This window comes from Bacillus sp. FSL K6-1033 (genome assembly GCF_038630765.1).
GTDB lineage: Bacteria > Bacillota > Bacilli > Bacillales > Bacillaceae > Bacillus > Bacillus altitudinis.
In genome coordinates, this window is the sequence record NZ_CP152041.1 from 2,900,078 (window position 1) to 2,917,960 (window position 17,883).

Consider the following 17,883-nt stretch of genomic DNA (forward strand, 5'->3'; position numbering starts at 1 on the left):
TAAGCATAACGAAAAACGCCTCAAGAGAAAAGAGACGTTTCGTCTGTTCACTGAAACTTCAAATCAGCGGATTGATGAATCCATCCAACAGGAGGAATGAGATGCCCACCGCTGCGCATAGCACTCAATTCTTGAAACACCTTGAGAAAATATTCGTAGCGGTTCGCATCATTTAAAACGTAATCTAATCGTTCTTCATAATAAGATTTTTCATTTTCTCCTGACATATAATAACCTTCGACAATTTCAAAATAATGAAGCGGAAACAGAAGACGGCTGTACAGCAGACGCTTTGAAAATGATGAAAGAGGCGTAACCTGCTCATATTGCTGCAAAAAGGAAAATCCCTCTTCAATTAAATCCTCCTTATGCTGGACAAAGGTTTCTCTTAAATATTCTGCGATATCTCTTGTTGGATGGTCAAATACCCAGTCAACAGGTAAACGAAGCGGCTGCTCATGTGGCCAGGTCATACGTGAAAAGCGCTGATGACAAACAGTACCTGAATCACATTCTTTTGGTTCATCATCAAGCTCTGTATCCACTAAATATTGTATGGCATTTTCCGTTAATCCGAGATAATACGGAAAGGATTCAATGAATTTCTTTTCAAATCGTTCAAGTGGTTTTTGATGCATTTGCTGCATCCAAAAGCCTTCCAGCTGGTCTAACCGTTTTGCCCATAATTCCTTCCAAGCTCCGACACGTTTTGTTTCAGACACCTCATAAGGAAACCCTCTCCCCCTGACATGAAAGGCCGCCAGCTCTGATGCGTGCTGAAATGAACGGCTTGTAACCCGCGGTGCTGCCTTTAATAGAGCGTACAGTTCTTTTCCATGGGTAAAAGTCGGTTTCTCTTCGTTTGTTAATTCAAACACGGCAACGTATGGGTCACCGTCATTCAGTAAATACTGACTGATATGATAAAGCTCTGTGAGTTCTTCTTCTCGCAAATGAGACACGGGAACAATGATGAAGAGAGCTTTCGCCGTTTGAAAGCTCTGATAACTGCCATATGGCATAAATTGACGCACATCAATACCAAATGTGTGATAAATGGTTTCTTTCATGATTTCACCTGCGTTCATAAAATCAGTCTCTTATCATATCGTAGTCGCAGGTTGAGGGATTTATGAATACTATTTACTATCCGAAGCTATTTCACACGTTGTGGACAAATTACGAGGATTGGGTGAGGAACATGCCGCATCATCATGAGATGAACGAAGTAGAAAAAACAGCAAGACGCCGTTTACAAGAACGAGGCGTAACCATTCAAGATATAGCAGACCTTGTCTTCTTTTTACAGGAAAAATATCATCCTGGCTTAGACATGACAGAGTGCATCCACAATGTGGAACGTGTCATCGCAAAACGTGAAGTCCAAAATGCCATCTTAACAGGCGTTGAACTAGATGTTCTCGCTGAGCAAAAAAAGCTGACAGAACCGCTGCAATCCATTCTTGAAACAGATGAAAGTCTATATGGTGTGGATGAAATTTTATCCTTTGCCATCGTTAATATTTATGGCTCCATCGGCTTTACGAATTACGGATATATCGATAAAGAAAAACCAGGGATTCTTGGGAAACTCAACGATAAATCCTCAGGCGAATGCCACACCTTTTTAGATGACATTGTCGGTGCTATTGCTGCGGCAGCATCAAGCAGACTGGCACATAGTGCGAGAAATGCAGAATAAAACACAAAAGAGGACGTGCGTCTGACGCTTGTCCTCTTTTCATTAAGATAATCGTTCAATCCACTCAGATAATGAATCAATGACATAGGTTGGCTGTTTGTCATATTTCTGAAGCAGCTCTTTTGTCGTGACGCCTGTATGGACAAGCAGTGTATCCATCCCTGCATTCATCCCTGCCATAATATCGGTATCATAGTTATCGCCCACCATGAGCGTCTCTGACACATCTGTCCCGAGCACCCGCATGGCCTGTTCCATAATGATAGACTCTGGCTTCCCGATAAATGTTGGCTGCACTGTTGTCGTAACCGTCAGCACAGATGTTAACGATCCATTTCCAGGTAACAGCCCTCTTTCTGTCGGAATGGCAATATCTCCATTTGTTGAAACAAATTGTGCACCTTGACGGATCGCAATGGCTCCTACCGCTAGTTTTTCATATGTAATACCGCGGTCTATTCCAACGACAACGAAATCAGCGTCTTCTTGACCAAACGACAAGCCTTTTTCTTCGATGGCCTGCTGAATTCCTTCTTCTCCGATCACATACACCGAGGCATCTTTCTTTTGTTCTGCGATATAGTTTGCCGTCGCCATACTTGTTGTAAAGACTTGGTCTTCCGTTGCTGGAATATCGAATGAAACCAGTTTCTCTGCTACTTGCTTCGGCGTGCGTGAAGAGTTATTCGTGACAAACAAATAAGGGATGTTCAACTCATTTAACTTGTGAACAAATTGCCCCGCCTCTTCGATCTTTTCTGTTCCTTTATACATCGTCCCGTCTAAATCAATTAAATAGCCTTTGTATTTCATGCTGCTTACAACTCCAATGGTTTATTTAAACGCTGATACTGGTCCAAGCTCCTGCTCCAAGTAAGTGCGAATTCGATTCGGGAAGACTTGCAGCGCCTGTTCTACCTCACTGATGACCTGCAACAAATCGTGATGAACCACTTCTTGGTATTGCTGAACAAGTGTTTTACGGCACGAGACCAGTTTTTTCAGGTGAGTGCCTTCTTCTGTTGGTACAACCTTTTCGTCCACAAGAATATCCATGATGTCGTCATAGCTTCCTGGGTCCCGCATGATAAAGCCGTCAATCATATCATTTCCTGTATCAAGAATACATTCGACGAGCAAATGAACAATTCGTTCCAGCGCTTTTTTTTCTAAAGGGCTTGACCATGTTTGATGACTGCGCATCAAATTATATTGCTCCTCAAAAAAACGTAATGTCTCTTCAATCTTCTTTCTGTCTACGAAATACATCATGACGCTCCCCTTTGCGTTATTTTCTAATCCGCTTTAAGACAAAATAGGCACAGCCAAAATTACAGTATTCATAAATGTATTCATCGAGTGTACTGATTTTTGTATCGAATGTGGCCTTTTGGTTTTGGTCATCAAAGAACCCCTTCAGCCTAAGCTGGTTATAGCCCCAATCCCCCACAATATAATCATACTTATTTAAAATATCTGAGTACCTTGCTTTAAACGCTTCCTCATCAAAGCCGTCTTTGATTTCTCTGACAAGATCAAAGGTAGCATTCTGAATGACGATCATCTTCTCACCTCTTTTTAAACGATCCACCTTTAATGATAATTCATTGGAACAACTCCATCAATTGCTAAAGCATGTTTTTTCCGATTTAGCCGAAGCTAAAGAAAAAAGGAGGTCACATTTATGATGAAACAACTGACAGCCACTATTCTCCTATGCATGCTTTTAGGCGGGTGCGGCTTTCAATCCGGCATGAACCGGCAAGTGGATGAAGATTCTTCCAGTAAGACAATTCGCCTGTCTGATCGTCATGAAGGAAATAATTCCAACATGCCAGAAGCAGATACGAATCGAGCAGGCTATGTTCGTTATCAGCGCCAGCAAGTAACCGATCAGAAGGAAAAAACCCCTGCTTTAAATCGTGAGCACCTTGCCCACGTGATTACAAGTTTAGCCATTCAGCTGCCAAATATAAAGGATGCAGCAACACTTGTCACAGACGAGGATGCCCTCATTGTGTATCGAACAGGCAACAAAAACCGAGATGAATCAGCCGATCAAGTGAAAAAAACAGCGGTTTCTGTTCTCCCTCGTTATTATCATGTGTACGTCTCTGATAACCCAGAGCACTTTCAATCCATTGCCAATTTTTCACGTCTTCAAACCAATTCACGTGATTTTGATCAAATTTTAACGAAAACGATTCAACAAATGAAATACTCTCCTCAAGGCGGAGATATTTCAACGAAAGAAGATGCCAATGGCATGACGAATTCCGATCGGACCATGAGACGAAACGCACCTTACGGCCAAAATTAATACGAGAAAAAACGCCAGAGAGCTCTGGCGTTTTCTTTGTTATGCTTGCGCCTGACGCTTCTTAGACGCTTCGTTTACTTGTTCGTCTGCATGATAAGAAGAACGGACAAGCGGTCCAGCTTCACAGTGGCTAAAGCCTTTTGACATGGCAATTTCCTTCAGCTCTGCAAACTCATCTGGATGGTAGTATTTTTGCACTTTCAAATGCTTTTTCGAAGGTTGTAAATACTGACCAATTGCCATGATGTCGACGTTATTGGCAAGAAGATCATCCATGACTTCAATGATTTCTTCCTTCGTTTCACCGAGTCCAATCATAATGCTTGATTTCGTTGGAATGTCAGGCTGCATTTCTTTTGCACGACGCAAGAATTCCAATGAACGATCGTATGTAGCTCGTGCACGAACTCTTGGTGTTAATCTGCGTACTGTTTCAATATTGTGATTTAAAATATCAGGGCGTGTATCCATTAACGTTTTCAAATTATCATAATTGCCACCCATGTCTGAAGGGAGAACTTCAATTGTTGTGAATGGACTTTTTCTTCTAATGGCACGAACAGTTTCAGCAAATACGCCTGCTCCGCCATCTTTTTGGTCATCCCTTGCAACCGCTGTTATAACAGCGTGCTTTAAATTCATCAAAGCCACTGAATCTGCCACGCGTTCTGGCTCTTGCAAGTCTAACTCAGTAGGAAGTCCGGTTTTCACCGCACAGAAACGGCATGCGCGCGTACAAACAGATCCGAGGATCATAAATGTAGCAGTTCTTCTCACTGCCCAGCATTCGTGAATATTCGGACATTTCGCTTCCTCACAAACGGTATGCAGGTTGTTTTCCCGCATCATTTTTTTCAAACCGGTATAGTTTTCATTCGTATTCAGCTTAATTTTAAGCCAGTCCGGTTTTCTTACGTGCTCTTCCTTCTTTGCCAATTCCATCATCTCCATATGAATTCGTTAAAGGTGCATATACAATCATCTTCCTGCTATATACGATGGATGCAGCTGTTGCCGCAAAAAATTGAATCTTCGGCCTAAGGCCTTTTCTTTAGACACTTTAACATAGTACAGATTGAACAACAAGGGAATGAGCTGCAAAAATACCCAAAAGACTCCTAAAATAACAGAAGAAAATTACTAACATTTTCTTCTTATGAAATAACGTGATCAAACCACACTAAACGGTAGAAGGTATGTTCGAAGAAAGGAGATGAACGTTTGTGAAAGTGGTTTTAGCGATCATCATCGCTCTTTCAATGATTCCCGCATCAGTCCATGCACAAGGGGCAAACAAACAGCCCGATGAATTAAAACAGCGAATGGCACTGTATGAAAAGATCGCCATCACCACACAGGTCCCGTGGTATGTACTTGCTGCGGTTGACCAGTATGAACACAATATACGCAAAAGCAGAAGAGATTTACCAAAACAAACGGGTGTGATTGGCATCTACATTCCCCGGGAAATGTGGATGGGACCAGAAAATCCCAATAAGCAGGATACCTCTCCATTAAGCATTAAAGTGTTCGACGGTATTGGACTTGATGGCAATGGGGATGGAAAAGCGGAAATCGATAACGATGAAGATGTCCTGTTCACGTTTGCTCAATACTTGCTCCATTACGGCAGCAGCATCGATCAATTAAAAATCGCGCTGTGGGATTATTACGGACGTGATCAAACCGTTGGAATCATTTCATCTTTTATGAAGCTCTATAAGCATTACGGCCATCTTGACCTCGGAAAGCATGCATTTCCTCTTCCGGTTGGCGCTGACTACAGCTACAGGAGTACATGGGGTGATGCGAGAGGCTTTGGAGGCAGAAGAATTCATGAGGGCACTGATCTTTTTGCTCATTACGGTCTTCCTGTTCGTGCGACATCGTACGGCGTAATTGAAATGAAAGGCTGGAACCGCTTTGGCGGCTGGCGGATCGGCATTCGAGATATTCATAATCATTATCATTATTTTGCCCACTTAAATGGCTTTGCAAAAGGACTCAAAGCTGGGCAGATTGTAGAACCTGGTCAAGTCATCGGATCAGTCGGAAGCTCCGGTTACGGTCCACCTGGCACAGCAGGAAAATTCCCGCCACACCTTCATTATGGCATGTATAAAGACAATGGACGAACTGAATGGTCGTTTGATCCTTACCCTCATTTAAGGGCATGGGAAAGAGCCGAGCGGAAACGTCGATAAATAAAAGGAGAAGTTTAGCGATACCGCTTGCTTCTCCTTTTGATATGTATCAACATTTCCCCGGTCATCACTTGTCTACTGTTACTGCTTATGCTTTTCTTTCAATCCTAAAACTAAAAAAAGAATACCCATGATGAAAAAAAGGAGATACACAACTGTTACTTCGAGTGGAATCATGTCAAACATCCCTCTAAATAAGTCGACACTCAAACTGTCACTCCCAGCTAATAATATCGATGCTGACATATACTTAGCACTAAATACAATGGCAAATACTAAAAAACAAAACCCGCTTACATGAATTTTCTTCATATCAATCAAATCCTCCTCTCACCTTCATAACAGACGATCGTGAAAAACAGCCTTCAGGATAGCTACACTATTCAGAAAAGGAAAACAATGAACATTTATCATGGCACGTGATCCGTATGGAATCAAGTGGTTAATTAGGATAAGATGAACAGATCACATAAAAAAAAGTCTAAGCATCACAGCCAATGAAAGATTACTTCACAAAGAGTTAGGAGGTTGTTTTTTGAAAAGAGGAATGACTTTTACCATTCCAAATGAATACGGAGTCTTCCTTGGAGAAGTGCTAAAACCGATCGACATCACCAAATTCAGCTGGCGAATCAATACCGAAGACTCGAATATACTAGTTGATGGCCAAAAAGATGAAGAACTTTTTCCTGAAGGTAAAACAGAAATGGACGGTATAGAACTCAAACACCTCATTGAAAACAAGACGTATTATATGATTTTCGCCGATTTACAAGCATATCCAAAAGGGACATTGTCTCATATTAAGACCTATGAAGAATTTATTGAAAGCCAATGCGAGCTTGTTCTTTTAGTGGCCGATTGCTCCTATGTCACGATCTATTGCAAAAATAAGGGAACACTCGAATGGCTATACAAGAATGCAGTTGAATGTGGATTTGAAGACGTGACCTATATCACCGATGAAAATGATGCAAGGACAAGACTGTCTGTTTCGTAACAACAAAACGTTCATCACAAAAACACTATATGCAATCACAGTGTATGAAAAAAACAGCCCAATCCGTCCATTGGGCTGTTATTCTTTCTTCTCCTTTTTTTCTGGCAGAACAATCGATGGAGCGCCTGAATTTGTTCCGCTGCCATTATAATAATCTGGGACATCTCCTTGAACGGCTTGAATGGAGACAGGCACGGAGTTTTTGACGACGATGGTTTCTGAGGCGAATGGGATGATGACTCTCACCTTCACCTCAATGAGTACACTAATATCAATCAAGGCATTGTTGATGCCATAAGGCTTAATGTTTTTTTCAACGTCCGTATGCGGGTCACCAATGACACTGAATCGTACAGGCACTTTTGGTCCTAGGTTGGCGATAAGTGCATTTCCGGACGCTTGCCCAAGCGGAATGTTATATATAATGCCGTCATGTCCATCTGTTTGATCCTTTAATGCTTCTTTTGCCTCTTTTTGAAAATTCCCCTTTTCAATGTCCTCTAGATTTTTTTGAAGGTGACGTGACAGGTCAGCCATTGCTTTCGATGTTGCTTGCGCATTGAAGTCGATAGTTGTCACTTTTCCGTTCTCACTTGTATTCATCACAACCATATCCTTCATATTCTCCTGATCATCTGCAAAATCCTGAACAGAATATTGGATGAGATGATTGGCGATTCGTTCTGTTTCTAGTTCAGCAATGTGAATCAACGTTGGTTTAATGGAACGATTGATGAAGAATAGGCTAATGACAGTTGAGAGCACAAAAAATAATATGGCAAGCAGCATGACATAACGAAATGGCAGAGGGCCCTTTTTATAGGGGCGATAACGGCGGTTCAATCTCAATAAAAAATCCCCCCTTCTCCATTACAAGTGTATGCAGACAGGCGGGGGGATAGGAATCATCTGTTCATTTTATTTCACCATTTTTAATAATGCATCTCTTCCAATTGTGCCAGCATGAATGCCGAGCGACTCAGCGGCATATGTCACAGATTCTAAAGGTGCATCCAGCAATTGCTCGATGGTTCTTACACCGACTGCTCTTCCTGCGATGATTCCTCTATCTGCAAGCTTTTCATTTAGGAGCCCGACATCAAGTGCACCGCACATAATATAACCATGCTCATTTGTCACTGCCATGAAATTGGTCTTTGGCAGTTTGACGGTGACGGCTGTAAAGGAATGGCCATCAATTGTAATAGGTGTTAAATTCACCATATCCCTTCACTCCCTTCAACACAATCTATGTGAAGGGAGGGCAAGTGTTGTTAGGCTGGAGCGGATTTCACTTTGCGTCCTTCAATCGCCAGCTCAGGACATCACGTAAAAATTCCGGCATGAAATATTCAATGTGTTCATGGTCACGTATATGAGGAAAAAGAGAACCAAGTGTATACATATCTACTGTGCCAACTGTATAGGACACGTCCTCTTGGATCAGCTCGCCGTTTACATAAACCTCTTTTACTCGTTTGGCTTCGCCCTCTTCTAATGAATAAGTCAAACCGCTGTATAGCATTTTCCCCATTAATTCTCCTCTGAACCCAAAGCCTTTGATGCGTAGCTGTTCCATTTTTTCTTCACAGCCACGAGACACTGTTTCGACCAATTGCTTCCCAGTAAGTGTCACCCTGATTGGATTAATGGGATGCGGGCATATCCGGTGAATGTCTTCTCTTGTGACGATGCCAGCCTCTAATGAATCAAGCACCATCCCAGCATTCATCATGCCGATATCTGCCTCGCACCATTCTTTAATGGCATCTGTTAAAAGTTGCGGAAGCTGGGAATCATCAAACCACTTTGTTTCGAGCTTTGATTTAATGGATGTCACTTTTTCCTGCATGAGTGACTTCGCTCGTCTTTCTGCTTTCTGTAAAGTCGTGATCGCTTCATCGGATTCACTGATCAGCTGGTCCACTGATTGCACCGTCGCTTTTTTCTCGATGAGCTCGCTACTCGCTGTGTCAATGGTCAGCTCGACACAGCCAATATAATGCCCATACTTTTCAGCACATGCAAGAAGAACGCCATTATCCATCTCGCCCTGTTCTAAAAGATGATGCGTATGTGAGCCTAAGATGATGTCGATTTCCGGGAAGTCATGGGCTACCTCTCGATCATGGATGATGCCTAGATGGGAAAGAAGAACAATGACATCGGCTTGTCCTTTCACTTCTTGTAGCATCTCCCGTATGCTCTCAAATGGGTCTGTAATGTCCCAGCCCAGCTTTTCATAGACAGGTGTATACGCAATGGTCACCCCTAAGACGGCGATCTTCAGTCCATTGTTCAACGTGATCACTTCATAAGGCTTTGCCCACGATGGTCTTTTGCCTTTTTCAAATAAATTAGATAAAATCACCGGGAATTGCGCGTCTTTGTACAATTGGTCGAGCTGCTCATGAGGCAACGTAATGCCTTCATTATTACCAATTGTGACTCCATCATAGCCAAGCTGATTGAGAAGTTTGACATTCACTTTTCCATAATCCGCTTCTGATACAAGGTTTACTCGATCCATATGATCGCCAATATCAAATAAGAGCATCTGATCGTGAACTTGACGCTTTTCTTCAATATAAGCTGCGATTTTTGGCCAGTTTTCAAAGTGGCTGTGCAAGTCGTTTGTATGATATAACCATAGCTTCTGCAGCATGTTGATCTCTCCCTCAAGTTGTCACTGAACCGTATCGTTCAAATTGAAAGCCACAGCTCTCGTTTAACTAAATAAATCTAACTGCTTCGGGGATAAGCTTGAATACGTCAAATCCAGCAAATCAATCATTTGCTGGCCATTCGCTGCCGCATCTCCGCCTGAGTTATTATTAAATACGACATATACATCTTTCGATTGTTGATGCAGGATGTCGATGTTCTTTTTCCATTCCTTTAGTTCAGCTTCATTATATAAATATAAGTAACGAACTTCACGCCAGTTCTCATGATCTGCCGGGTGAAGCCAGCCTTGTTTATTTCTTCCGTGGAAACGGACCAATGTTTTGTCACGGTGTGTGGCTTTTATGACTGGCGGTATAGACCCTTCTCCGACTTGCGGTTCATCACAGACGGAATGAATCCACCCTTCTTTCTCCATAAAGGATAAGGTTTGTTCATAAAACTCGTCTGAAAACCAAGTTCGATTTCGGAATTCGAGTGCACAAGGAATGTTCCCCATCTTCTCCTTACACCATCTTAAATAGTGGACGTGCTCCTTTTTGCAATCAAACCATGGTGGAAATTGAAACAGAACCATCGCCAGTTTCCCTGCTCGAATGAGAGGAGTCAGTGAAAGAATAAAGGCGTCAAACATTTCTTCCTTTGAAGCAAACGGGATCTCGCCTCTTTGATGCCCGGTCATTCCTTGATATGCTTTCACAACAAATTGAAAGGCGTCTGGCGTATCTTTTATCCATTTTTCATGGTTCCGCTCAGGCTGAACAGCATAAAAGCTTGCATCCAGTTCCACAATGGGAAACGTTGATGCGTAGTGAAACAGCTTTTGAGAGCTGCCGATTCTCGGCGGGTACAGACTGTCATGATCGCCCCAGCCAGTTAATCCGATATAAATCATCTATCTCACCTCTTGCCACTTGCTTGTCTAAACGGATTTTCCCATTGAAAGTCTTTGTTTCTTGGGATACCCATCTTTCTGAAAGAAATTCTTCTGTCTACAACATATCATATTTACCCATTTTTCTGAATGAAGATGACTGATGTGACGTGATTTTGCCCTGCCATCTTTTTTGTGATATTACATCACAACTTTCTATCTAAATTGAATGGAGCTGATAACATAAAATTGATATCAGAGACTTTGACAGCGATTGTCCATTTTTTTATTCATCTTCACCAAAGGCTTCAGCTCTAAAAAAAGGAGAATGAGTGGATATGAACATTGTCGATCATTATGTTGAAGCATTGCAAAAAGTGGCCCAAAGAATTCATCAGCCTGTCTATTTGATCAATCAGTATGGACGTATTCTTTTCACCTCACCCCAAGGTATGACAAATCCAGATTGGATACAAATGCTCCGCTTGTTTCACAGTACGCAGCAGCATTATTTTTCTATGGTTCATTCAAAAGAAAGCGTTTCTGTTTTTCCTATCTATATAAACGAACAAGCTTATGATTATTTAGTCGTTCCAGCCTTCATTCACCCTCAAGACGACATGGGGCTACATTTGACAATTGTACAAGCTGTAAATGCCATGTCCATTTTGCGCATCAAACAACATGCCATCAAGCAATCCACAGAGCGAGCCAAAAATGAATGGTTTCGCAAATGGATGGAGGGGATGATTTCCTCAGAGCAAGATGTCACCCGTCTGGCACGCATGTTTGGAGTAAACACAACGATTCCCTATCTATGTATCGTCTGTCAACTTGATCAGAGCAGTCATTTCTCTTGTTTCCTTAAGCAGCAAACCCTTGTAGATGATGTGTTTGCTTTACTTGAAAGCACCCTTTCGCACTGTCCATTTCCCGCCTTTCTTTTTGTCAAAGGAGATATCGGCATCTTCCTTATAGAAGAGACTGGCGGCTGGCAGGCAATGAACAAATCGATCTGCTCTTTTTTAAAACAAATGCAGATCCTTATTAAACAGCATGTGAATACCACCATTTCCTTTGGTGTAAGCTTAAGCGGTTATCTCATCACCGATCTGCCAAAAGGATTCAGTGAAGCTGCCCATGCTCTGCAATCAGGCCAGCTCTCATTACGAGCTGAATATATTCAGTTCTATCAAGCAAAAGATGTGTCAGATTTACTGAAGCTCATCCCACCAAAAGATTTAACAACATTCTATGAGCGGTATCTCCACCCATTATATGAACAATCACAAGTCGATCCAAACCTTCTCCACACCTTATCTGTTTATGTCGAAACACATTGCCATATTTCAGAAACAGCCAAACGTTTATCTGTTCATCGCAACACCGTGATATATCGACTGGAGAAATGTGAAGAACTGCTCCAGATCAGCCTAAAAGATCCTGATGCAACATTGCGCTTGCGATTAGCTTTGCGGATTCAAAAGCACCTTTCATCCGATTCCAATTGAATCTTTTTTTCTTACGCCTCATATATTTTGGAGGAGAAATGTGAATGACAAGGAGTGGTGTCAAATGGATGAGGAGATTCGTCACATCCCGCAACCGATTCGAGACGATGGGGCCGGCGCAACCGATTTAGGCCCGCGAGACGTTCTGCGCGATATGGAGAACCCAGATATGTTCGTTCCCCCTAAAACGGATGCGGGGACGATTCCTAATTTAAAATTTTCATATTCTGATACACATATGCACTTGAATCATGGCGGCTGGTCGAGGGAAATTACCGAGCGAGAGCTGCCTGTTTCAACAACGATTGCTGGTGTAAACATGCGGCTTACGCGCGGAGGTGTTCGTGAGCTTCATTGGCATAAGCAGGCGGAATGGGCATATATGATTTTAGGCAAAGCCCGGATCACATCTGTAGATGCAGAAGGACGGAATATGATCGCTGATGTAGAAGAAGGAGACTTGTGGTATTTCCCGCCCGGTATTCCGCACTCCATTCAAGGTCTTGAGGATGGCTGTGAGTTTCTCCTTGTGTTTGATGATGGTGCTTTTTCTGAATTTGATACGTTCACCATCACAGACTGGTTTGCTCATACACCAAAAGACATTCTTTCTGCTAATTTCGGCGTGTCAATCAAGCTGTTTGATCACATTCCACATAAACAGCGCTATATGTTTCAAGGCTCTTCACCGGCATCCATTGAAAGCCAAACCGTCTCTGATCCATACGGCGGCATCAAACCGCCATTTACCCACCAGCTCCTTCGTCAAAAACCAATCGTGACCTCTGGGGGAACAGTGCGAATCGTCGACTCACGCAATTTTCCAGTATCTAAAACCATTGCTGCTGCACTTGTGGAGGTAAAACCTGGCGGGATGAGAGAAATGCACTGGCACCCGAATAATGATGAGTGGCAATACTATTTAACCGGTACAGCCAAAATGACGGTTTTTGGAGCAGGCGGGACAGCTCGCACCTTTAATTACAGAGCAGGTGATGTTGGTTATGTTCCTTTCGGGATGGGGCATTACATACAAAATATCGGGCAAACGAGCCTTTGGTTTCTAGAAATGTTTAAAAGCGATCGATTTGCTGATATTTCATTGAACCAATGGATGGCCTTAACCCCTCCTCAATTAGTGAAGGAGCATTTGCATGTAGACGATGCATTGATTCATGCGCTGCATAAAGAAAAATCACCAGTCGTGAAGTATGAGCGATGACGAAAAAAACCGATCCATTTGTGCTGATCGGTTTTTTCTATGCTGTCTTTACGATACGGCATGGGAATGTTGCTGCGCTTTTTTCGCCCATAAAATAGAAGCAATGAAACTCATACAAAGCACCAGCGTTCCAAACATAAATGGCAGCTCAATATTCACATCAAATAAAATACCCGCAAGACTTGGCCCGACGATATTCGCAAGGCTCATAAAGGAGGTATTGAGGCCGCCTGCTACCCCCTGCTGATTCCCTGCCATTTTAGAAAGTAATGTATTGAGAGCTGGACGAACAAACGAGGTGGCCGATAAAAATAAAATGGAGCCCGTAAAAATTAGCCAAAAGGAAGGGGCAAAGCGGCAGGCGATCAGCATAAACGCCGCAGCTAAAAGGGCATACCGGACGACACGCATTTCGCCAAATCGTTTCACAAAGGTATTCACTAAAGCACCTTGAACGATGACACCCGCAAGTCCAGCTACCGTAATGACAAATGCAATATCCTTCGGTGTAAAGCCATGTTTTTGGTCCACATATAAGCCAAAGATCGATTCAAAATGAATGATTCCGAAATTCAAAACAAAGGCCAAGATAAACAAAAAACCGTATGGTGTTTTTAAAGCCTGAATCATCTGCGTAAAAGGATTGAAATGAAGCTCTTTATTCAATCGTGCTTCTTCCTGCTTTTCCTTTGTTAAAGTTTCAGGTAAGAACAAGAAAGACAACAGCGTCGACAGGGCTGCAAAGGAACCAGCGATGAGGAAAGGAAAAGCAATCCCAAACTCAACCAAATAGCCGCCTACGCCTGGTCCAATGACAAAGCCTAACGTCATTGCTGCACTAAATAGCCCCATTCCTTTCCCTCGATCCTTCTCACTTGTGATATCAGCGATGTATGCAAACATGGCGGGCATGAGTAAAGCTCCGGCAGCACCACCAAAAAACCGAGACACAAACAGCATCCAAAGCTGATCAGCAAATGCAAAAATAAACTGGGCAATCGTAAAGCCGGCAATCCCGGCAATAATCAATTTTCTGCGTCCAAATCGATCAGTCAGCGCTCCAGCGACGGGTGATAAAGCAAATTGTGTGAGGCCAGTTGCAGCAACGAGGAAACCAAGTGTTTTCCCAGTTGCGCCAAAGGCTTCAATATAACTTGGCATGACAGGAACGATCAGACCAAATCCAAGCATGGCAATAAAAATATTGAGCATCAAAATGTACAATCTGCCCATTTTTTTCATATTAAAACCTCTTTCTTCAAAATAAATGAAAATGATGACAAAAATGATAAGAACTTCTTCAGTATAGCGATATCGCTCTCTATAAGTCTAGTTTTTCAAAAAACAGCGTTTTTTCCCAAATAAAAAATACCCGCTGGTGGCGAGTATTTTGAGAATCCCTTTTTTATTCAGCTTGTTCATAGATGGAAAGAGCCGCCTGTAACCCAGCGCCACAATTGATGGCTGCGCCGTATTTCATCAAGATGGCTTCAAGGCCTGCTAAAACAAATAGAATATTTTCCTTTCGGCAGCTATAGCCCATTGAGCCAATTCTCCATATCCGTCCTGCAAGAGGCCCAAATGAACTCGCAATTTCAATTCCAAAATGATGAAGAAGATCAGCCCGGACCGTTTCTCCGTCGATATCACTTGGAATGACGATACACGTCACGACCGGCATTTTGCAGTCTGGATCACCAAATAATTCAAGCCCCATCGCTTCAAGTCCTGCCATTAAAGCCTTTTCATGAAACAAGTGGCGCTGAAAACGTTCCTCCAGACCTTCCTCTAGCACAAGTCGAACCCCTTCTCTCAGTGCATAAAGCATCGTTGTCGCTTCTGTATGATGATTTAACCGCCTCGGGCTCCAATAATCTTGCAGCTGGCTTAGATCAAAGTAATTGCTTTTGATTGGAGAAATGTCTACCTGTTTTTGCAGTTCGTCCTGTGTTGCAATCCCTTTTTCTACTTTCTTTCTCGATTGTACGACGTCTGCCACTCGTTCATTATATGTGATCGGTGACATCCCTGATGGAACAGACAAGCATTTCTGCGAGCCCCCAATTGCCGCATCGATTTTCCATTCGTCTACCTTGACCTCGACACCACCAATTGTCGCCACAGCGTCTACAATAAAAAGCGCATCAAGCGCTCGGCATGCTTCACCAATTTTCTCAAGCGGCTGTATTCTTCCGGTAGATGTTTCACCATGAACCATCGCAACAATTTTCGGCTTGACTTGATGCATCTCTGCGATGATGTCGTCTTGCTTAAAAACCGTTCCCCATTCACATTCCATTGTATGTACCTCAGCACCATAGCGCTGTCCAATTTCAATCAGCAAATGACCGAAGCGTCCAAAGACCGGAACAAGCATCACATCTCCGGGCTCGATCACACTGGCAAGCACAGCTTCAAGTCCTGAGCGGGACGTCCCATCAATTGGATAAGCCCATTCATTTTCTGTTTGAAAAAGTGATCGTAATAAGGTCATCGTTTCATTCATGATCTCTGTAAATGCAGGGTCAAATTGACCAAGAATTGGTGTACTCATCACTCGAAGGACTCTCGGATCTACTTCGACAGGTCCTGGTGTCATAATGGTTCTAGTAGGTGTGTGTAGTTCTTTCACGTTATCCATCCTCTCCCTTGCTGTGTCCATCCTTATATGCCCACTTATACAGCAATGCTGATAAAATAGCAATCTCTTTTCTTACGAATTGGTTACATAAAATTTACGATACATCCATTTATTTCTTTATGGCAATATGATAGAACTAAAGAGTATACATTCACTATGAAGGAGGAAATAGAATGAAAAGATCTTTATTTGGAACTGTGGCTGCCGGAATCATGATTTTCGGTACATTTGCCGCTCCGCTGCCTCCCGCTGCAAATGCTCAAGGCTTTACTCTGAATGAACCGAGTCAAACCATCACCTTTTCCCCGTTACAGCTACAAACCGAAACATCTGCTCAACATGCGAAAACAACCGCTTCAAGTCAAATTGATTCCTATTACCAATCTGCTGCTGGCAAATCTGGGCCTGCTCTTAAGAAAGCATTACACGATATTATTGATGATCATACGCAGCTATCCTACAGCCAGGTTTGGGATGCATTAAAGAAAACGGATGAAGATCCAAAAAATCCAAGCAATGTGCTTTTGCTCTATAGCGGTATCTCCAGGTCAAAGCAAGCAAATGGAGGAAACGTGGGACAGTGGAACCGGGAGCATGTGTGGGCTAAATCTCACGGCAATTTTGGGACGAGCCAGGGACCTGGTACAGATCTCCATCACCTTCGGGCAACAGACGTACAAACGAATAGCACACGAGGAAATTTAGATTTTGATATAGGTGGAAATGAATACAAGGGAGCGCCGGGCAACTTCTACGACAGCGACTCATTTGAACCTCATAGCCGGGTGAAAGGAGATGTAGCAAGAATGCTCTTTTATATGGCCGTCCGATATGAAGGCGATGACCGCTTCCCAGATTTAGAATTGAACAACAAAGTGAATAATGGAAGCGCCCCTCTTCACGGCAAAATGTCTGTCCTATTGAAATGGCACAAGCAAGATCCAGTCGATCAAATCGAACGGAATCGTAACGAAATCATCTATCAAACGTACCAGCACAATCGCAATCCTTTTATTGATCACCCTGAATGGGTAAGCGATATTTGGGAATAAAAAAGAGAGGCACTGCTATGAACAAGCAGTGCCTCTTTCCATTACTATCTCTATAAAAGATGATCATACAACATCAAACACACTTCTCATCTTATAAAGATTCTGATCATTATGTTATGTTTATTCCCCCAATTTACTAATAATAATTCTTTCTACATTGCGATCTAAACAGAAAAATTCTATTTTGATATCATGCTTTGAATCCTTATAGCCTAAAATTTCATATCCCTGATCGTCATTTCTACGATAATAATTTTCACCTAGATAATCATAGATATCTTTTTTAGTTGAATGAATATTTATTGTGTTGTTTATATTACTTTGATTATTTTCTAAAGAGATTGCCACTATTTCTTTTCTATTATTCACTTTAAAATAATTTGAATTTGAAGTTTTAATCCACTCGTTTTCACTATAGTTTCTCTTTATTAATCCCAACTTCAATTCTCCCACCTTTAATTCAGTAAGATTTGTACTTTTTACTTTAAGAAAAGAGATGTGGTTTTTAAGTGGTTGAATGAAGAACAAGCCAATGATGATGATGAAAATAAAGATGATATATATGATAATTTTTTTCATATCAGTTCCTTCCATAAATGATTATATAATGAAACAATATAACATAAATATCATATTTAAATTTATACATAAATATTTAAGAAAAATCGAATC

At 42.1% G+C, this 17,883-nt stretch carries 20 protein-coding genes; 7 read left to right on the forward strand and 13 right to left on the reverse strand.

All coding sequences use genetic code 11. The features are described from left to right. Positions 1–47: 47 nt before the first annotated feature. The gene (gene yutH, locus MHH31_RS14970) at positions 48–1,088 is read right to left on the reverse strand and encodes a spore coat putative kinase YutH (protein WP_035389301.1); all 1,041 of its coding nucleotides are present in this window, start codon (positions 1,086–1,088) and stop codon (positions 48–50) included. Positions 1,089–1,201: 113 nt separating this feature from the next. On the opposite strand from yutH, the gene MHH31_RS14975 reads away from it, so the two are divergent. Continuing rightward, positions 1,202–1,702, forward strand: a complete 501-nt coding sequence (locus MHH31_RS14975; protein WP_024719755.1) for a phosphatidylglycerophosphatase A — start codon at positions 1,202–1,204, stop codon at positions 1,700–1,702. Between the two features lie 42 nt (positions 1,703–1,744). Here the strand turns inward: MHH31_RS14975 and MHH31_RS14980 are convergent, their stop codons facing one another. The 3 genes from MHH31_RS14980 to MHH31_RS14990 are packed head-to-tail and all read right to left on the reverse strand — an operon-like array spanning position 1,745 to position 3,266. Beyond that, on the reverse strand, positions 1,745–2,515 hold the full coding sequence (locus MHH31_RS14980; protein WP_045034552.1) for a TIGR01457 family HAD-type hydrolase: 771 nt from the start codon (positions 2,513–2,515) through the stop codon (positions 1,745–1,747). A 21-nt stretch (positions 2,516–2,536) separates the two neighbouring features. Beyond that, positions 2,537–2,971, reverse strand: coding sequence for a DUF86 domain-containing protein (locus MHH31_RS14985; protein ID WP_017367989.1), 435 nt, complete (start codon positions 2,969–2,971; stop codon positions 2,537–2,539). A 19-nt stretch (positions 2,972–2,990) separates the two neighbouring features. After that, positions 2,991–3,266 (reverse strand): YutD-like domain-containing protein, encoded by a 276-nt coding sequence (locus MHH31_RS14990; protein ID WP_008346837.1) that lies wholly within the window; start codon positions 3,264–3,266, stop codon positions 2,991–2,993. 120 nt (positions 3,267–3,386) lie between these two features. Here MHH31_RS14990 and MHH31_RS14995 point away from each other — a divergent pair, with 120 nt between their 5' ends. Further along, positions 3,387–4,022, forward strand: a complete 636-nt coding sequence (locus MHH31_RS14995; RefSeq protein ID WP_039168956.1) for a YhcN/YlaJ family sporulation lipoprotein — start codon at positions 3,387–3,389, stop codon at positions 4,020–4,022. Between the two features lie 39 nt (positions 4,023–4,061). Here the strand turns inward: MHH31_RS14995 and lipA are convergent, their stop codons facing one another. After that, on the reverse strand, positions 4,062–4,958 hold the full coding sequence (gene lipA, locus MHH31_RS15000) for a lipoyl synthase (RefSeq protein WP_008360456.1): 897 nt from the start codon (positions 4,956–4,958) through the stop codon (positions 4,062–4,064). A gap of 323 nt (positions 4,959–5,281) precedes the next feature. On the opposite strand from lipA, the gene MHH31_RS15005 reads away from it, so the two are divergent. Then, positions 5,282–6,226, forward strand: coding sequence for a M23 family metallopeptidase (locus MHH31_RS15005; protein ID WP_226650614.1), 945 nt, complete (start codon positions 5,282–5,284; stop codon positions 6,224–6,226). 81 nt (positions 6,227–6,307) lie between these two features. Here MHH31_RS15005 and MHH31_RS15010 read toward each other — a convergent pair whose 3' ends face one another. Continuing rightward, positions 6,308–6,538, reverse strand: coding sequence for a hypothetical protein (locus tag MHH31_RS15010; protein ID WP_008346846.1), 231 nt, complete (start codon positions 6,536–6,538; stop codon positions 6,308–6,310). A 223-nt stretch (positions 6,539–6,761) separates the two neighbouring features. On the opposite strand from MHH31_RS15010, the gene MHH31_RS15015 reads away from it, so the two are divergent. Further along, positions 6,762–7,226, forward strand: a complete 465-nt coding sequence (locus MHH31_RS15015) for a DUF2691 family protein (RefSeq protein ID WP_342494945.1) — start codon at positions 6,762–6,764, stop codon at positions 7,224–7,226. Positions 7,227–7,304: 78 nt separating this feature from the next. Here the strand turns inward: MHH31_RS15015 and yunB are convergent, their stop codons facing one another. The 4 genes from yunB to MHH31_RS15035 all read right to left on the reverse strand — a co-directional run bounded on the left by yunB (position 7,305) and on the right by MHH31_RS15035 (position 10,806). Beyond that, on the reverse strand, positions 7,305–8,075 hold the full coding sequence (yunB, locus tag MHH31_RS15020) for a sporulation protein YunB (protein ID WP_007500406.1): 771 nt from the start codon (positions 8,073–8,075) through the stop codon (positions 7,305–7,307). Positions 8,076–8,144: 69 nt separating this feature from the next. Then, positions 8,145–8,450, reverse strand: coding sequence for a DUF1805 domain-containing protein (locus tag MHH31_RS15025; RefSeq protein ID WP_007500404.1), 306 nt, complete (start codon positions 8,448–8,450; stop codon positions 8,145–8,147). Positions 8,451–8,517: 67 nt separating this feature from the next. Further along, entirely contained in the window at positions 8,518–9,891 is a 1,374-nt protein-coding gene (locus MHH31_RS15030) for a bifunctional UDP-sugar hydrolase/5'-nucleotidase (protein WP_249855604.1), read from the reverse strand. 63 nt (positions 9,892–9,954) lie between these two features. After that, positions 9,955–10,806: a DUF72 domain-containing protein gene (locus MHH31_RS15035; RefSeq protein ID WP_173408250.1), complete on the reverse strand. Its 852-nt coding sequence runs from the start codon at positions 10,804–10,806 to the stop codon at positions 9,955–9,957. 317 nt (positions 10,807–11,123) lie between these two features. On the opposite strand from MHH31_RS15035, the gene MHH31_RS15040 reads away from it, so the two are divergent. Both MHH31_RS15040 and MHH31_RS15045 read left to right on the forward strand, forming a co-directional pair. Then, positions 11,124–12,296, forward strand: a complete 1,173-nt coding sequence (locus MHH31_RS15040; protein WP_342494946.1) for a helix-turn-helix domain-containing protein — start codon at positions 11,124–11,126, stop codon at positions 12,294–12,296. A gap of 64 nt (positions 12,297–12,360) precedes the next feature. Further along, on the forward strand, positions 12,361–13,518 hold the full coding sequence (locus MHH31_RS15045; RefSeq protein ID WP_342494947.1) for an oxalate decarboxylase family bicupin: 1,158 nt from the start codon (positions 12,361–12,363) through the stop codon (positions 13,516–13,518). 48 nt (positions 13,519–13,566) lie between these two features. On the opposite strand, the gene MHH31_RS15050 is transcribed toward MHH31_RS15045, so the two are convergent. Beyond that, the gene (locus tag MHH31_RS15050) at positions 13,567–14,760 is read right to left on the reverse strand and encodes a tetracycline resistance MFS efflux pump (RefSeq protein WP_008346860.1); all 1,194 of its coding nucleotides are present in this window, start codon (positions 14,758–14,760) and stop codon (positions 13,567–13,569) included. 163 nt (positions 14,761–14,923) lie between these two features. Next, positions 14,924–16,159: an alanine--glyoxylate aminotransferase family protein gene (locus MHH31_RS15055; RefSeq protein ID WP_342494948.1), complete on the reverse strand. Its 1,236-nt coding sequence runs from the start codon at positions 16,157–16,159 to the stop codon at positions 14,924–14,926. A gap of 173 nt (positions 16,160–16,332) precedes the next feature. Between MHH31_RS15055 and MHH31_RS15060 the strand changes: the two genes are divergently transcribed. After that, positions 16,333–17,211 carry an endonuclease gene (locus tag MHH31_RS15060; RefSeq protein WP_017367997.1) on the forward strand — a complete coding sequence of 293 codons (879 nt, stop codon included), beginning with the start codon at positions 16,333–16,335 and terminating at the stop codon, positions 17,209–17,211. A 120-nt stretch (positions 17,212–17,331) separates the two neighbouring features. Here the strand turns inward: MHH31_RS15060 and MHH31_RS15065 are convergent, their stop codons facing one another. Then, complete coding sequence (locus MHH31_RS15065) at positions 17,332–17,790, reverse strand: hypothetical protein (protein WP_025207927.1); 459 nt, start codon at positions 17,788–17,790, stop codon at positions 17,332–17,334. Positions 17,791–17,883: the final 93 nt, after the last annotated feature.

Bases quoted from the DNA above. Each gene is read 5' to 3' on its own strand.
- MHH31_RS15050 (WP_008346860.1), bottom strand. From the start codon at position 14,760: ATGAAAAAAATGGGCAGATTGTACATTTTGATGCTCAATATTTTTATT.
- MHH31_RS14990 (WP_008346837.1), bottom strand. From the start codon at position 3,266: ATGATCGTCATTCAGAATGCTACCTTTGATCTTGTCAGAGAAATCAAA.
- MHH31_RS15025 (WP_007500404.1), bottom strand. From the start codon at position 8,450: ATGGTGAATTTAACACCTATTACAATTGATGGCCATTCCTTTACAGCC.
- MHH31_RS15065 (WP_025207927.1), bottom strand. From the start codon at position 17,790: ATGAAAAAAATTATCATATATATCATCTTTATTTTCATCATCATCATT.
- yutH (WP_035389301.1), bottom strand. From the start codon at position 1,088: ATGAACGCAGGTGAAATCATGAAAGAAACCATTTATCACACATTTGGT.
- MHH31_RS15045 (WP_342494947.1), top strand. From the start codon at position 12,361: ATGGATGAGGAGATTCGTCACATCCCGCAACCGATTCGAGACGATGGG.
- MHH31_RS15040 (WP_342494946.1), top strand. From the start codon at position 11,124: ATGAACATTGTCGATCATTATGTTGAAGCATTGCAAAAAGTGGCCCAA.
- MHH31_RS14995 (WP_039168956.1), top strand. From the start codon at position 3,387: ATGATGAAACAACTGACAGCCACTATTCTCCTATGCATGCTTTTAGGC.
- MHH31_RS15010 (WP_008346846.1), bottom strand. From the start codon at position 6,538: ATGAAGAAAATTCATGTAAGCGGGTTTTGTTTTTTAGTATTTGCCATT.
- MHH31_RS15005 (WP_226650614.1), top strand. From the start codon at position 5,282: ATGATTCCCGCATCAGTCCATGCACAAGGGGCAAACAAACAGCCCGAT.
- MHH31_RS15030 (WP_249855604.1), bottom strand. From the start codon at position 9,891: ATGCTGCAGAAGCTATGGTTATATCATACAAACGACTTGCACAGCCAC.
- MHH31_RS15055 (WP_342494948.1), bottom strand. From the start codon at position 16,159: ATGGATAACGTGAAAGAACTACACACACCTACTAGAACCATTATGACA.
- MHH31_RS14985 (WP_017367989.1), bottom strand. From the start codon at position 2,971: ATGTATTTCGTAGACAGAAAGAAGATTGAAGAGACATTACGTTTTTTT.
- MHH31_RS14975 (WP_024719755.1), top strand. From the start codon at position 1,202: ATGCCGCATCATCATGAGATGAACGAAGTAGAAAAAACAGCAAGACGC.
- MHH31_RS15035 (WP_173408250.1), bottom strand. From the start codon at position 10,806: ATGATTTATATCGGATTAACTGGCTGGGGCGATCATGACAGTCTGTAC.
- MHH31_RS15060 (WP_017367997.1), top strand. From the start codon at position 16,333: ATGAAAAGATCTTTATTTGGAACTGTGGCTGCCGGAATCATGATTTTC.
- MHH31_RS14980 (WP_045034552.1), bottom strand. From the start codon at position 2,515: ATGAAATACAAAGGCTATTTAATTGATTTAGACGGGACGATGTATAAA.